Source organism: Mycobacterium sp., from assembly GCF_032162105.1.
Classification (GTDB): Bacteria; Actinomycetota; Actinomycetes; order Mycobacteriales; family Mycobacteriaceae; genus Mycobacterium.
Genome location: NZ_JAVRPS010000256.1, coordinates 1 through 14,690, shown reverse-complemented (window position 1 = coordinate 14,690; position 14,690 = coordinate 1). Strand labels below are relative to the sequence as shown.

The window sequence follows — 14,690 nt, the reverse complement described above, 5'->3', positions numbered from 1 at the left end:
CAGCCAGATGGGCATCCCGTTCTGCATTGACACCCGCCGCGCCGTATCGGCGCCGCGTGCTTCCAGTTCCACCGCGAACCGTTCGAGCACGTCAGCGCGCTCCTTCGGATGCCACGTGGACCAACCGTCGGGCGTGTCGAACGTCGTTCTGGCCGCTGCGACAGCGGTGTCGATGTCGGCCTCGGTGCCCCGTGGCACTGAACCGATTCGCTCTTCGGTGGTCGGCGAATAGACCCCGATGGTGTCGTGACCCGCCGGTGCCGTCCAGGTACCGTCGATGTAGAGCTGTGGGTAATCGATGGTCGTCATTGGTTCCTCTTCAGCGTCAGGAAAAGGTGAGCTTTGCGGGCAGGTGCTTCAGGCCACCGACGAAATTGGTCTGCGTGTACTGCCCTGGTCCGAGAAGCTCGATCGACTCCAGGCGGGGCAGCAGTTCCTCGAGCATCACCTTCAGTTCGAGCTTGGACAGGTGCTGCCCGATGCACATGTGCGGGCCGTGGCCGAATGCGATCTGCTTGTTGGGTTTACGGTCGATGTCGAACTCATAGGGCCGGTCGAAGACGTCCTCGTCACGGTTGCCCGATTGGAACAGCAGCATCAGGCGGTCGCCCTTCTTGATGGTCTGCCCCCGCATCGTGTAGTCCTGCTCCGCGCGGCGCGTGAAGTGTTTGACCGGTGCGACCATTCGCAACGATTCCAAGACAAGGTTGGGAATCAACTTCGGATCGGCTTTCACGCGCGCCAGCACGTCGGGGTGTTGGGACAGCAGCTGAAGCGTGCCGGCCAGGGTTGCCGAGGTGGTGTCGTGCCCGGCGGTGGCGATGGCCATGTAGTAGCCGTAGGAGTAGGACTTCGGCAGGAACTCACCGTCGGGTCCCTTGGCGGTGGCCACGATGGTGGCGAGGTCGTCGCGAGGGTTGGCGCGGCGGTCTTCGGCCAGCATGTCGAAGTATGCGCAGAAGTCTTGGAAGGTGGCCGCGAACTGCTGGGCCATCGCCTCGGGGCTTACCGCCTCGACGTCCTCGCGCTGATGTTCGGGATCGGCGGTGCCGAAGAACTCCTGGGTGAGCTTCATCATCTTCGGCTCGTCCTCCGGCGGCACCCCGAACAGCGTCATCATCACGTGCAGCGGGAAGCCGAGGGCCCAGTCGTCGAGGAGGTCGATCTCGCCGCGTTCTGCGGAGACCTTCTGGAGCTTCTCGACGGACGCCTTGGCGAGCTCGCCGATCTGCTCTGTCCACTTCTGGAGCTGGGTGGGCCGGAACCAGTCGTTGGTGATGAACTTGATCTGGGTGTGCTCCGGCGGATCCATATACGGCAGAGCGTCCATGATGCGGAGATGACCGCCGATAAGGCTCTTCATGAACTCGTCGCCGGCCTGGTTCTGCAGGATCGGGTTGTTCGCTCCGGGGTGGTCTGGACCGCCGCCTGCGCTGAAGATCTCCGGCTGACTCTCGACCTCCTGCAAGTCGGCATGCTTGCTAATCAGCCAGAGGGGGTCGTAGCCCTCCACCACGGCCTTGGCCAGCGGCATGTTGTTGCGCACCCACTTGTAGGCGTCGTGCAGCGCGGCGAGGTCGCCGTGCCCCTCGGGGAGCACGATCTGACGAGCGATCTCGTCGGGAAGAACTGCTGGTTCGGTGTGCTGAACGGTCGTCACGGACGTCCTCTATTCTGCGGTATTGAGTGCCCTGCACCCCTCGGCCACCGGTCTTTGTGGGCGATCGCGATTGGTGATTCAAGTCTCACTGCGAGCGCGTTCCGCCGCGTCACCATGACGGGGGGTCATGACTCCCGCTTTGGGGGTAAATGGCTCGCAAAGGCCAGTTCGGGCCGGTCATCCCGATGGCGCCGACAGGGTGTCAAGCACCACCTGCGACGACCTCGCCCGTGCCGATTTCAGTCGGTGCCGGCGAGGGCGGTCACTTCCTCGAAGCCTTCACGGAGGCAGGTCGAGAATGCCGCGGGGTCGGTGATGGCGTCCGGGTCGAAGTTGACGGCGATACAACAGGTTCCGTCGTAGGACAACATCGCCACCATGGCCGGGATACCGGGTCGCGGGCCCATCGGGTAGATGCGCGTCACGCGCGCACCTGCCAGGTACAGCGGACGGCCGATCGCGCCGAGGTTGGAAGCCTGCAGGTCAGATAGCCCGGTCATCTCACCGGCGATGCGGGTAAGCACAATCGATGGGAGGCGGCTCAGTACCGGTGCGAGAAGGTCGAGGAATCCAAGCGCGGGCTCCATGCGCGCATCGGCGATGAAGCGGTGGATGGCGGCGATGCGCGTCTTGGGATCCGGTTCACCGACCGGCGCCACGAACCGTGCACCGGCGAACTTGTTGGCGCCCATCGGGTCAGAGTCGGTGCGAAGGCTGACCGGTATCGCGACTGGCATGGAATCCACAGTGAGGGAAAGTGTTTCGTGGTAACGCCGCACCCCACCGAGCACACCCGCGAGGAATGCGTCGTTGACCGAGCCTCCGGCGGCCTTTCCCGCGGCCTTCAGGTTGTCGAACGAAACGTCGAAGGTGTCCAGCCGATAACCGGATCCGCCCCCGGTCAGCGCGGGGGAGTGAGGTGCATCCGGCGGCATCAGCACCCGCCGTAGCGACATCGCGAATCTAACGGCGTCGGTCGTTGCTCCGACGGGGTCGCCGGCTAAGCGGCCGGCGGCGGAGAGCGCTTCGCGTACCGCACCCGCGGGCGCGCTGACGACCCTGGCGGCGAGCCGGTTTACCAGCAGACCCTCGGGCGACTCGCGGCGCCGAGGCTTGGGCACCGGCGCATCGTTGGCCGGTCCGGGTTCCCGGGCGCTCCCGTGCGCCAGGTCCAGCAGTTGCAGCAGACCAATCCCGTCGCTCAGACTGTGATGCGGCTTGAAGAGGTAGGCGGCCTGGCCGCCGGTGACGCCGAGTACTAGCAGGGCCTCCCACGGGGGACGCTCGGGATCCAGCGGGCGGGCGGCGAACTGGGCCGCCAGGGCGTGCAGCTCGGCCATCGACCCGTCGCCGGGCACGCGCACCCGTTGCAGGTGATATTCCAGTTCGAAATTCGGATCCGGAGACCATGCAGGCGGAACGAGGGGCAGCGGTGGCGCGACGACGCGTTCCCGCAGCCGCGGTACCCTCTGGGTGAACCGATCGTGGGCCGCCACCAGCCGATCCCAGTCTGGTTCGGTGTCGAGCAACTCGATCATTACCCCTGTCGAACGGGTGCGGTGGTCGCCCTCGGAGCGCCACATCAACGCCTCCCACGCGCTGAGGTCCTGTCCACCGCCCCATGAGGCAAGCGCGTCGTCGGTGCTAGGCATTGTGATCAGCGCTTTCGGTCGACACGTCCGCGCCATCGACGGCGTCGGTTACCTGAAGGATCAGTTTCGCCACCCCGGCGGGGTCGTCGGACATCGGGACATGCCCCACGCCCCGAAGGCGGATCAACTCGGCCCCGGGCAGCCGTTCGAGCATTGCCGAACCGAAGCCGTCGAACGGAATCACCCGGTCACGGTCACCCCAGACCAACCGGACGGGGTAGTCCCGTGCGATCGGCAGGGGTTCGACCTGGCGAAGTGGGAGGTCCCGCAGCAGTTGCGCGACGACGGGAGCCAGCGCGCCGGCCCGGATGTAGGCGGCCAACTCCTGCGGTGGGACGCGATTGGGGTGGGCGACCTGGCTGGCCAACAGAAACCAGCGCAGTAGGGCGTTGGCGGCGATGGCATCGGCGTGGGATGCGTAGCGGCCGAACCCGTCGACCGAGAGTCGTATCGCGGCTGCCCGCGCCTCGATGCTGCGCTGTGAGCGCCAGGCCCCCGCTGGGCTGAACAACACCAGCGAGCGCGCCCGGCCGCGCCGCGCGAGCTCGATCCCAATCCAACCTCCGAGCGAGTTGCCTGCGATGTGAACCTTCTGCAAGCCCAGCTTGTCGAGCTCGCCTTCTAGTGCGTCGGCAAGGGCCTGAACCGACGGCGCGATCTGCGTATCCAGTGGCGGCCCGCCTCCGTGACCCGCCAAGGTGGGCACGATGACGTCATGGTGCGGCTCGAGAAACGGAAGGACGGGCGACCAGGCCCGCCAGATGGCGCTGACCCCATGCACCAGCAGCAGCGGCGTTCCCCTACCGGCGCGGTGGAGTGGCGTCAGTTCCAGCTGAGCCAGTGCGGGGCGCGGCCCGTCCGCGACGCGCCGCGCGATGGGCACCGCCGCGGCCACGGCGCCGCCGGCCAGCAGTGCCGCGGCCACCGCGGCGGTCCTTCGGCGCGGGCTATTCGTCATTGAATGTCGTCCGAGGTCGCGTCAGGGTGTCAGCACGGCCTTGAGGACCTCGCCGCGGTGCTGGGCGGCCACCGCCTCGTTGATCTGGGCCAGCGGCATCGTCGTGATCAGTTTGTCGAACGGGAACTTCCCCTGACCATGCAGATCGAGCAGATAGGGGATGAAGGTCTTCGGGTCGGCGTCGCCCTCGACGATGCCGCGGATGGTCAGCCCGAGCAGGGTCGGCTGGAACAGCCCAACCGAGAAGACGGCCTGGGGATCGGCAGGCACGCCGATCAACCCGAGTGTGCCCTGCAACCCAAGCGAGGCAAGTAGCTGTTCCACGACGGGAGCCACCGCGGTGGTGTCGATGGCGTAATCGGCGCCCCCCGGTGCGATCTCCCGGATCTGTTCGGCCAGCGGACCGGCCTGCGGGTCGATGGCGTGGGTGGCGCCGAGCTCGGTGGCCAGCACCCGTCTGCTCTCGTGGAGGTCGACCGCGATGATCGTCGCAGCCTCCCGCACCACGGCGGCCATTACTGCGGAGAGACCCACCGCTCCGGCGCCGGTCACGACCAGGGTCGATCCGGGCTGGACGTCGAGTGAGTTCAAAACCGCGCCCGCCCCGGTTTGGATGCCGCACCCTAGCGGCCCCACTAGCTCGACCGGAGTGCCCGGCGGCAGCTTGACCACGTTGCGTTCGTGAGCCAATGCGTGCGTCGCCAACGAGGACTGGCCGAAGAAGTTGCTCCCCAATTTGGTGCCGGCAGAGGCCAACCCGGAGGATCCATCGGGGCGCACCCCACCGAAGTTGTATTCGAGGAAGCCGTGACAGTAGGCCGGTTCGCCCTTGGCGCACTGCGGGCACGCGGCGCAGCTGTTGAAGCTGATCGCGACGTGATCACCCTCGGCGACCGTCGTCACGTCGGCACCCACTGACACCACGGTTCCGCTGCCCTCGTGGCCGAGGACGCCGGGAAGCGGGAACGGCAGGTGTCCTTGCTGGACTGCGATGTCGGTATGGCAGATACCGGCGCCGGCGATCTGCACCAGCACTTCGTCGGGCGCCGGGTCTTGAATGTCGACCTCGATGAGCGTGAATGGTGCGCCCACCTCCTGCACCACCGCGGCTGAGATTCGCATCTGCTGCCCCTTTGCATTCCGTGGTTTCGGCCCGCGGTGCTTCCCTGGCGGACCCGACAACCCTGCGTCGGGGTCGCCAGCGCCGACCCCTGTGTTGCGAGTGTGAAGGACCGACCCGCACCCCCGCGTCACCACATCGGGCGGTTGTTACTCCCGCAGCGGAGGTATCTCTCCCCGGACACACTTGGCCAAGCCAGGATGACTCTTCATAGTGGGATGGCCGGAGCTCTCGGTGACAGCTCGCCGCGAGCTCGGACAAGCAAAGCGCGAAGGCCCTGGAGCCGGCCGAGCCCCTCGGGATCGTGGACTAGCGGCGGGCCCGACGACACGTGTCTGGGTGGAGGCGGGATATGAGATGACCGGTACCACATCGCCGATCGCTGTCGACGACATCATCGAGGACATCAAGGCGGGACCGAGCGGTCCCAAGGTCGCGGCGTTCTTCGACTTCGACGGAACCCTGATCCAGGGATATTCAGCCAGCGCTCTGATCGCGCACCGTGCTCGAAACTTCGAACTGGGACCCGACGAGTTCGTCCGCACTATGCGCACTGCGCTCGGTGGTCCCCTCGACGAAGCCGCGTTCAAAGATCTGATGCTGCAGGGAATCCGGGGCTGGGTGGGCCGCACCGACGACGAGTTGCTGGAACTCGGAGAACTATTGTTCACTCAGGAAATCGCCGGTGCACTCTTCCACGGAACGTGGCGGCTGGTGCGCGCTCACCAAAACAAGGGCCACACCGTAGTCATCGCGACATCGGCGACACGGATGCAGGTCCAGCCCATGGCGAGCGAGTTGGGTATCGAGCACGTCCTGTGCACGGAGCTCGAGACCGAGCAGGGTGCGCTCACCGGTCAGATAGCAGGACGCCCGCCGTGGGGCGAAGGCAAGCGAGCAGCGGTCACACAATTCGCCAAACGCGAAAGAATCCCCCTGAAGAATTGCCACGCGTACGCCAACGGCAACGAGGATGTGCCCTTCCTCGACGCGGTCGGCCACCCCCACCCGATCAACCCGGGGTCGGACCTGGCCCGCCACGCGAGTGAGCGCGGATGGCGCGTCGTGCGGTTCAAGACCAAGCGAAGCCAATACCATCCGATGGCGCTGGTCCGGACGACGGGCGTGTTCGGCGGCTTCGCCGCGGCGGCGGGCGCGGGCACGGTCGTTGGGGTGTTGACCAACGATAGTCGGGGTGGCGTCGACCTGGCCACGTCCCTGTTCGGCCGCCTCGCAGGCCAACTCGGCAACATCCAGTTCGACGTCATCGGCGAGCAACACACGACGCACCGTCCCGCGGTGTTCTTCATCAATCATCAGAGCACGCTGATCGACGCGCTCGTCACCTCACGGGTCGTGCAACGGGGCTTCACGGTGGTGGCCAAGGCCGAGGTGAAGCAAATGCCCGTGCTTGGACAGTTGCTCACCCTGGCCGACGTCGCCTTCCTGGATCGGACCAACACGTCCAAGGCCATCTCGGCGATGCAGCCCGCGGTGGACAAGCTGCGCGCGGGCATTTCGATTGTCATCTCGCCCGAAGGCACCCGATCGCTGAGCCCGAAGGTTGGGCCGTTCAAGAAGGGCGGCTTTCACCTAGCCCGCGACGCGGGGGTTCCGATCGTTCCGATCGTCATCCGCAATGCCGGCGAAATCATGTGGCGCAACGCGAAGGTCTCCCAGGAAGGCACGCTCGAAGTCGTTGTCCACGAACCGGTTCCGACCTCCTACTGGACCAAGGCCGATCTCGATAAGTGGGTGCCGCGAATGCGCCAGCTATACGTCGAGACCCTCGACGATTGGCCTGGCATCGATGCAGGCAAGAAGTGGTCGGCCGCGATCGCCAAGGCATCCGGGACGGCGGCGCAAACATGATTTCGGTAGCGGCGCTGTTCACGCGGTCGGGCGACCGACCTGAGTTCGCTGAGCTCCTCGCCTCCGACGAATTTCTCAGCGCTACAGCCCAATTGGCGTCCCAATTGGGTCGTGATATCGCCGATGTGCAGGCCGAGGCCGCGGTCTACGTGCGCGAGATGGCGGCATCTCACGTTCCTCCAGTGGTGCGCGCCTGGCACGCAATGTCCGCGTGGATGGTCCGCGGATTCCAGGTCGTCATCGACGATGACGACCTGGCCAAGCTGCGGGCACTGGACCGCGACAATGCCCTGATCTTCTTGATCTCGCACCGCTCCTACCTGGATCAGTTCTCCTTTCCGCCACGCCTTACGCAGGGCGGCATTGCGCCGACGTTCGGGCTGGCCGGCGCCAACCTCAACTTCTTTCCACTGGGCACATTGGCCCGACGCAACGGGTTCATCCCCGTTCGGCGCGCGACGGGGGACATACCGGTGTACCGGGTGGCCCTGCGCGCGGTCGTCGGCCGGATGGTTTCCCGCGGCAGTAACCTGGTGTGGTCGATCGAGGGCGGCCGGACGCGTACCGGCAAACTGCGGCCACCCCGATACGGGCTGCTGAAGTATGTGACCGACGCGGTCGATTCCGTGCAGTCGGAGCGGACCCTCGCCATCCCGGTTTCGATCCTCTTCGACCAGTTGCCGCTGCACGAAGTCAAACTGATGGTCGAGGAGTCGCGTGGACTTCCCAAGACGCCCGAGAACGCGCGCTGGCTCTTCAGTTACGCACGGGGCCTGCGGCATCGCCTGGGACGCATCTACATCAACTTCGGGGCGCCGGTGCCGCTGTACGAGCGAATGACCGCGCTGCGCGCTGAGGGCTTGACCGACCGGCAGGTGGTCGAGCGTGTCGCACTGGACATCTGCCACCGCCTCAACCAGGCCACGCCGGTGTCTGCGACGGCCGCCGTGAGCGTCGCGATGCTCGGCGCCGACCGAGCCCTGACGCTAGACGAAGTGTGCGCCACCCTCGCGCCCGTCGCGCGGTACCTTGCCGCCAGGGGCTGGCCCGTTGCAGGGGGTGCCGACCTCACCGACCGTGCCACGGTTTCGCAGACGTTGCACGACTTGGTCGGGTCCGGTGTGTTGACGAGCTATGCCGAGGGGCCGGAGACGGTGTGGGGGATTGGCGACGACCAGCATCTGATCGTTGCGGTGTACCGCAACAGTGCGATCCACGTTTTGTTCATGCGGGCGATCGCCGAACTTGCCCTGCTGGCGATCGTGCAGACGCCGGGAGCAACCAAGCGCACTGGGTGGGAGAAGGCACTCGCCGTCCGAGAACTGTTGAAGTTCGACTTCTTCTTCGCCGGCCGCGACGAGTTCGCCGACGAGTTGTGGCACGAGTTTGCGATCATGAACGGACGCAGTATCGACCGGAGCGCACCGCTCGATACCGAGGAGGCTGCGCGGAGTCTCACTGAGAGTGATCTGCTGGTGGCGCATTTGGTGCTCCGGCCGTTCGTCGACGCGTACCGAGTGGTCGCCGAGGAACTAGTCAACCTCGGCCCCCGCCGAGACGTCGACGAACAGCAGTTGCTCACGAGGTGCCTCCGCCTGGGCCGCCAATGGTCGCTCCAGCACCGCATCACGGAGGAGTCGGTATCGGGTGAAATGTTCAGCACCGCTGTGAAATTGGCGCGCCACCGGGGTCTGCTCGACCCCGAGGGCGACGCAGCCGACATTGCGGATCGTCGGTCGGCCCTCGTCGCTGAGCTCGACGACCTCCAGCGGTCGATCGATGAACTGGCGCGGATTCGTCGGGAGTTCGTGCCTGCGTGAGGCGGCCGGCAATCGCTACTTTGCCCCAGCCGACTCGTTTGGTAATATGGTTAGACCATAACTTGCAGGCGGACAGTGACTGCGGCTTTCAACGAAGAGAGGCAACCGATGACCGAGTTCACCGACATCACCTACGAGGTCGACAACGGCCTGGCGTGGATCACCATCAACCGACCCGATCGGTACAACGCGTTTCGCGCGCGAACGCTCGACGAATTGATCCGGGCTTTCAAGCTGGCGTGGGGGAGCCCAGAGGTCGGCGTCATCTGCTTGACCGGCGCCGGTGAGAAGGCGTTCTGTACCGGGGGCGATCAGAAGCAGCGCGCCGAGACCGGTGACTATGGACCATCGGAAACCGGCCTGTTCGAGGTGGACACGTTGCATCGGGTGATCCGCGACGTGCCCAAGCCGGTGATCGCCGCGGTGAACGGCTTCGCGATCGGCGGAGGCCATGTCTTGCACGTGATCTGCGACCTGACGATCGCGGCTGACACCGCCGTATTCGGACAAAACGGTCCTCGGGTCGGATCGTTCGACGCCGGGTTTGGCACCGGGTTCCTGGCGCGCGTGGTCGGCGAGAAGCGGGCCCGTGAGATCTGGTTCCTGTGCCGCCGGTACTCGGCGCAGCAGGCGGCCGAGTGGGGTCTGGTCAACAAGGTGGTGCCGGCCGCCGAGCTCAAATCCGAGGTGCGGGCATGGGCCGATGAAATCCTGATGCTTTCGCCAACGGCTTTGAAGATTCTCAAGCAGTCGTTCAACTCCGATACCGAGCAGTTCGCGGCGATGGGCCAGATGGCGTACTCGAGCCTGAAGCTCTTCGGCGACACTCCCGAAGCGCAGGAGGGTGTCAGCGCGTTCAACGAAAAGCGCGTCCCCGAATTCGCGGCCTACCGGGGCAACTGAGCGCGATGGCGGCGATGTTCAACGGGGAACAGCGCGGATCGGTGACCGACGAGGGGAGGCCATCGCTCGCGCCAATGCTCATCTGGCTAATCAACATTTACGCCGGATTATCCACGGCGGTAGCGGGTTTCGTACTGAACAACACGGAACTGGTGGTCATCGGCTTGTTACTCGTCATGTCCGGTTCCGCCCTGGCCAACCTCATCGCCAAGGTAATTGAGTCGCTCCCAGTCGGTGTGGCTCGACTTCTATGAGAGAGGTGCGCGGTGCGCGTCATCGCATCCATCGCTGAGGCCGTTGACGCCGTCGGTCAGGAACTCGGTGTATCCGGATGGACCGCTGTCGATCAGGACCGTATTGACGCCTTCGCCGACACGACGGGGGACCGTCAGTGGATCCACGTCGACGTCGAGCGGGCGGGAGCCGAAAGCCCTTACGGCACGACCATTGCCCACGGCTTCCTGACGCTTTCGCTTATTCCCGCGTTGTGCAAGGACAACTACCGCGTCGATAATGCCAAGATGGGCATCAACTACGGGCTAAACAAGGTCCGGTTCCTCGCGCCGGTGCCGGCGGGAAGCCGGGTCCGGGTGCGATCGGATCTCCTGGACGCCAGGAGGGTCAACGACACCACGGTCGACCTCACCGTGCGACAGACGGTTGAACTCGACGGCTCGGATAAGCCCGCCGCGATCGCCGAGGTCATTGCACGAATGGTGTTCTGACGCGTCGCGCCGGCGAGTCCGCAGGTCAGACGTCGATCGTCGGTGCCGACGCAGACGACACGACACGGCTGGTCGCCGTCTGACGCGACGGGCAATATTCTGACCGGTACATTGGGTCTTACCTTTAGACCGATTGCATTCCGGAGGTGCGGCAATGGGACAACCCGAGTCGACGAAGGCTCCGACACGGTCGACTGTCTTGCTGACCCCGGTGGAAGTACCGAAGGCGTCGGACGTGTTGGCTCGGGAACTGCGCGAGCGGATTCTATCGGGAGAGCTGATAGAGGGCACGGCGCTGCCCGCGGAGCGCGAGCTGGTCAAGCAGACGCAGATGAGCCGGGCCACGGTGCGGGAGGCATTGCGCATCTTGGAGGTTCAGAACTTGGTTCGAGTCCGGGCGGGCCGGGCCGGCGGGGCCTTTGTTCAGCGTCCGACGACGAAGTCGATGGCCAGCACGGTGAGCATGCTGATCCGCGGTCAGAGGATCAGGCTGGCTGATCTGATGGAGACCCGCGAGGCTCTCGAGCCGTTCTGTGCCGAACTCGCGGCGCGTAACCGCACCGACGATGACTTGGCGGTGCTCGACAAGGCCAACGAGGACATCGCCGACCCCGACGCAGACCTGCCGGCCTTCCTGCAGGCCAATCTCGACTGGCACGTCGGTGTGGCGATGGCCGGAGACAATCAGTTGTTGATCGGATTCATGACGGCGTTGTCGCAGGCCATCTACGCCGGAACCGAGAATGCGGCGTTCGTCGACGACGAGGTGAGGGCAGTGACCCGACGCGCACACAAGTCGATCACCAGCGCGATCCGCAGTCGTGACTCCGAGGCAGCCGGGCGTCGGATGCGCCGCCATGTGCACAGCTACGCGCAGGCCGCGCTGGCGGTGGATGAGCGCGACGCGATCTCCGTCGACGACTGAGGCGGCCTACGCGTCGACCGGCGTCGCGGGTTGACGTGCGACGAGTTGGCGGATCTCGGTGACCGCATCGGGATTTTCGGCACCGGAGAGATCTCCTGGATCGATTGCCAGAGCAGCCGCCCGGATCGCGCGGCGCATGATCTTGGCCGAACGTGTCTTCGGTAGCGCGCTCACGCGCCAGACCCGCGACGGCGTGAAGGGCTTGCCCAGTTCGCGCCCGACCAAGCGGGCCAGCTCAGCACCGACCTCATCGGCGGTCTGGGAATCGATTGCGGCGCCATCCTCTGACTGCAACACCCAAAATGCCCACACCGCTTCACCTTTGACCGAGTCGGGGACGCCGACGGCGGCCGCCTCGGCGACCCGTGGATGGGTGATCATCACCGATTCCACCTCGGCAGGCGCCAGCCGCTTACCGGCCACGTTCATGACGTCGTCGGAGCGCCCGAGGATGAACCACTGGCCGTCATCGTCGACTGTTGCGAAGTCGCCGTGCGTCCAGATCCCCGGGAACCGTGACCAGTACGCCTGACGGTAGCGTTCGTCGTCTCGCCAGATCCCGCGCGTCATCGACGGCCACGGCTGGCGGCACACGAGTTCGCCGACCCGGCTACGCACGGATCGGCCGTTGTCGTCGACCACGTCGACGTCCATTCCGAGTGATGGGCCGCCCAGTGAGCAACTGCGGATGGATTCGACGGGGTAGGGAGCGAGGAACGATCCACCGACCTCGGTGCCGCCAGAGAAGTTGATCACCGGGACGCGTCCGCCGAACGTGTCGCGGGCCAGCCACTCGTAGGACTCGGGATCCCACGGTTCGCCGGTCGAGCCCAACACGTGCACCGTTGACAGGTCGGGCATCTGGGCAAGGTCAGCCGAGCGCAACGTGCGGACCAGGGTGGGGGACACCCCCAGCATCGTGACCCGGTGGCGTTCGACGAGCCGCCACAGCCGGGTGGAATCGGGTCTGTCCGGTGAACCCTCGTACAACATCAGTGTCGCACCGTTGGCGTGGGTGCCGAACACCGACAGCGGGCCCATGATCCAGCCCATGTCGGTGATCCAGCAGAACACCCCGCCGGGTTTGACATCGAACGAGTAGGCGACCTCGCTGGCAGTTTTCACCAGGAAACCGGCGTGTGTGTGGACGGCGCCCTTGGGCTTGCCGGTCGTGCCCGACGTGTAGGCCAGCAGTAGTGGGGCCATGGCGCCGAGGTCGACCGGCACCAACGGGGCGTCGCGGTAGGTCAGTTGTGACCACAAAACCATGCGCGCGCCAACGTATTTGGGGGGTGCCTCTGCTCCGTTGGGCACCACGATCACATGCTGAACGGTCGGGCAGTCTGCCAGTGCTTCATTGACTTGGGGTAGAAGCGGCAGCGCGCGCCCGCGCCGCGTGGTTGTGTCGGCAACGATGACCGCCTTGGCCTCGGCGTCTTCGAGTCGCGACGCGATCGCCGTCGCCGCGAAACCGGAGAACAGCGGCACCAGCACCGCGCCGAGGGACGCCACCGCGTAACAGGCAATGACCGCTTCTGGGATCATGGGCAGGTAGATCGCGACGGCATCGCCAGGACCGATTCCCAGATCGCGCAATCCATTTGCGGCGCGTCCCACCTCGTCGGCCAGCTGAGCAAACGTGAGTTCGCGTATCTGACCGGCCTCGTCTTCGTGCACGACGGCGATGCGATCAGGAGTGTCGTCGCGCCAACGCAGCAGACAGGAGTCGACGATATTCAATGTCCCGTCGACGAACCAGTCGGGATACTCAATTCCGTTGCGGAGATCCAACACTCGACTGTATGGGGTGCGGAACCGCAGGTCCAGATCGGTGGCGACGGCATCCCAGTACCAGGCTGTGTCCGCAACAGAGCGAGACCGCAGCTCGTCGATGCCGGCCAGTCCGTGCCTGCGTGCCAGCCGCGTCACGTTGGCACCGTCGATGTAGGCGGTGGTCGGATTCCACTGGTAGCTCGTCACGTTGACCTCGGGATGTCAGCTCTTCGGCATGCCGAGGATGCGCTCGGCGACGATATTGCGCTGGATGAACGTCGATCCGCCTGCGATGGCGGTGCCGCGGGCCTGATAGGCCAGCCGCAGCCACCGTTGGCCTTCGGTTGGCGACGAGTCGGATGAACTCTTTTCGGAGAGCGCGAACTGCCCGCCCATCTCGTCCAGTTCCAGCCCGAAGTCGGCGATGTCCTCCACCAGCGGGCAGAAGAACAGCTTGCCGATCGAGGTCACAGGGCCCGGCGATCCGTCCCTGGCAGCGCCGGTGACCACCCGCTGTCCGATCAGGTAGTGCACCAGCGCGCGCCCGTAGAGGTCGGCGATCCGTTGCCGCACCAGCGGGTCGGCGCCCAGCGGGGTGCCGTGTTCTGTGGTGCGGCTCGCGATCTCAGCGATCAGGTCGTCGACGGCGCCGGTGGTGTTCACCCGTCCGGTGGCGATCGCTACCCGCTCGAACGCCAGGGTGCCCATCGCGACCTGCCAGCCGCCGTCGACCTCGCCAAGTACACCGTCGTCGGGGATGAACACGTCATCGAGGAAGACCTCGTTGAATTCGGCCTCGCCCAACATGTGTGCCAGCGGACGGACTTCGACGCCGGGGGTGTCCATGGGCAGTAGGAAATAGGTGATCCCGCGGTGCCGCTGTCCGCCGCCGGTGCGGGCCAGCAGAATTGCATGCGCTGCCAGCTGGGCGCGACTAGTCCAGATCTTCTGGCCCTGGATGCGCCAGCCGCCGTCGACCTTCGTGGCGCTGGTGCGCAACGAGGCCAGGTCGGAGCCTGCCTCCGGTTCGGAGAACAGCTGACACCACAGCTCCTCGCCGATCAGGATCGGCCTCAGGTAGCGCTGCTGTTGGTCGGGGGTGCCGAACTGGATGATCGTCGGTCCGGCGAAGTCCTCGCCGATGATGTTGAGCCGTTCAGGAGCACCGGCCCGATCGACTTCCTCGTTGAAGATCGCACGCAGTTTGGCGTCGGCGCCCCCGCCGCCGTACTCCTTGGGCCAGGACAGACCGGCATAGCCGGCGTCGAACAGCAGCTGCTGC

Annotated in this window: 13 protein-coding genes; 6 read left to right on the top strand and 7 right to left on the bottom strand. The window is 65.6% G+C overall.

Annotated features, from left to right (window positions below; translation table 11 throughout):
• The 5 genes from QOC69_RS12900 to QOC69_RS12880 form a co-directional block, all read right to left on the bottom strand.
• Positions 1-309: aldehyde dehydrogenase family protein (locus QOC69_RS12900; RefSeq protein ID WP_526440020.1), on the bottom strand; the 309-nt coding region annotated here is incomplete at its 3' end.
• 16 nt (positions 310-325) lie between these two features.
• Complete coding sequence (locus QOC69_RS12895) at positions 326-1,660, bottom strand: cytochrome P450 (RefSeq protein WP_526440018.1); 1,335 nt, start codon at positions 1,658-1,660, stop codon at positions 326-328.
• 239 nt (positions 1,661-1,899) lie between these two features.
• A complete protein-coding gene (locus QOC69_RS12890) occupies positions 1,900-3,312 on the bottom strand; it encodes a wax ester/triacylglycerol synthase domain-containing protein (RefSeq protein WP_526440016.1) in 1,413 nt (470 codons plus the stop codon).
• A complete protein-coding gene (locus QOC69_RS12885) occupies positions 3,305-4,270 on the bottom strand; it encodes an alpha/beta fold hydrolase (protein ID WP_526440014.1) in 966 nt (321 codons plus the stop codon). Before QOC69_RS12885 ends, QOC69_RS12890 begins: the two co-directional genes overlap by 8 nt.
• Before the next feature lie 21 nt (positions 4,271-4,291).
• A complete protein-coding gene (locus tag QOC69_RS12880) occupies positions 4,292-5,392 on the bottom strand; it encodes an NAD(P)-dependent alcohol dehydrogenase (protein ID WP_526440012.1) in 1,101 nt (366 codons plus the stop codon).
• A gap of 355 nt (positions 5,393-5,747) precedes the next feature.
• On the opposite strand from QOC69_RS12880, the gene QOC69_RS12875 reads away from it, so the two are divergent.
• From QOC69_RS12875 to QOC69_RS12850, 6 genes are all read left to right on the top strand, one after another.
• Positions 5,748-7,262 carry an HAD-IB family hydrolase gene (locus QOC69_RS12875; RefSeq protein WP_526440009.1) on the top strand — a complete coding sequence of 505 codons (1,515 nt, stop codon included), beginning with the start codon at positions 5,748-5,750 and terminating at the stop codon, positions 7,260-7,262.
• Positions 7,259-9,082, top strand: coding sequence for a 1-acyl-sn-glycerol-3-phosphate acyltransferase (locus QOC69_RS12870; protein ID WP_526440007.1), 1,824 nt, complete (start codon positions 7,259-7,261; stop codon positions 9,080-9,082). Before QOC69_RS12875 ends, QOC69_RS12870 begins: the two co-directional genes overlap by 4 nt.
• Positions 9,083-9,190: 108 nt before the next feature.
• Entirely contained in the window at positions 9,191-9,985 is a 795-nt protein-coding gene (locus tag QOC69_RS12865) for an enoyl-CoA hydratase-related protein (protein ID WP_526440005.1), read from the top strand.
• Positions 9,986-9,990: 5 nt separating this feature from the next.
• Positions 9,991-10,239: an NAD(P)(+) transhydrogenase (Re/Si-specific) subunit beta gene (locus QOC69_RS12860; RefSeq protein WP_526440003.1), complete on the top strand. Its 249-nt coding sequence runs from the start codon at positions 9,991-9,993 to the stop codon at positions 10,237-10,239.
• 12 nt (positions 10,240-10,251) lie between these two features.
• Positions 10,252-10,710 (top strand): MaoC family dehydratase, encoded by a 459-nt coding sequence (locus tag QOC69_RS12855; protein WP_526440001.1) that lies wholly within the window; start codon positions 10,252-10,254, stop codon positions 10,708-10,710.
• A 154-nt stretch (positions 10,711-10,864) separates the two neighbouring features.
• Positions 10,865-11,635 carry a FadR/GntR family transcriptional regulator gene (locus tag QOC69_RS12850; RefSeq protein ID WP_526439999.1) on the top strand — a complete coding sequence of 257 codons (771 nt, stop codon included), beginning with the start codon at positions 10,865-10,867 and terminating at the stop codon, positions 11,633-11,635.
• Between the two features lie 6 nt (positions 11,636-11,641).
• Here QOC69_RS12850 and QOC69_RS12845 read toward each other — a convergent pair whose 3' ends face one another.
• The gene (locus tag QOC69_RS12845; RefSeq protein WP_526439997.1) at positions 11,642-13,615 is read right to left on the bottom strand and encodes an AMP-binding protein; all 1,974 of its coding nucleotides are present in this window, start codon (positions 13,613-13,615) and stop codon (positions 11,642-11,644) included.
• A 15-nt stretch (positions 13,616-13,630) separates the two neighbouring features.
• Positions 13,631-14,690: acyl-CoA dehydrogenase family protein (locus tag QOC69_RS12840; protein WP_526439995.1), on the bottom strand; the 1,060-nt coding region annotated here is incomplete at its 5' end.

Coding starts and splice junctions, on each gene's coding strand:
- QOC69_RS12890 (WP_526440016.1), bottom strand. CDS start 3,312: ATGCCTAGCACCGACGACGCGCTTGCCTCATGGGGCGGTGGACAGGAC.
- QOC69_RS12885 (WP_526440014.1), bottom strand. CDS start 4,270: ATGACGAATAGCCCGCGCCGAAGGACCGCCGCGGTGGCCGCGGCACTG.
- QOC69_RS12880 (WP_526440012.1), bottom strand. CDS start 5,392: ATGCGAATCTCAGCCGCGGTGGTGCAGGAGGTGGGCGCACCATTCACG.
- QOC69_RS12875 (WP_526440009.1), top strand. CDS start 5,748: ATGACCGGTACCACATCGCCGATCGCTGTCGACGACATCATCGAGGAC.
- QOC69_RS12870 (WP_526440007.1), top strand. CDS start 7,259: ATGATTTCGGTAGCGGCGCTGTTCACGCGGTCGGGCGACCGACCTGAG.
- QOC69_RS12865 (WP_526440005.1), top strand. CDS start 9,191: ATGACCGAGTTCACCGACATCACCTACGAGGTCGACAACGGCCTGGCG.
- QOC69_RS12860 (WP_526440003.1), top strand. CDS start 9,991: ATGGCGGCGATGTTCAACGGGGAACAGCGCGGATCGGTGACCGACGAG.
- QOC69_RS12850 (WP_526439999.1), top strand. CDS start 10,865: ATGGGACAACCCGAGTCGACGAAGGCTCCGACACGGTCGACTGTCTTG.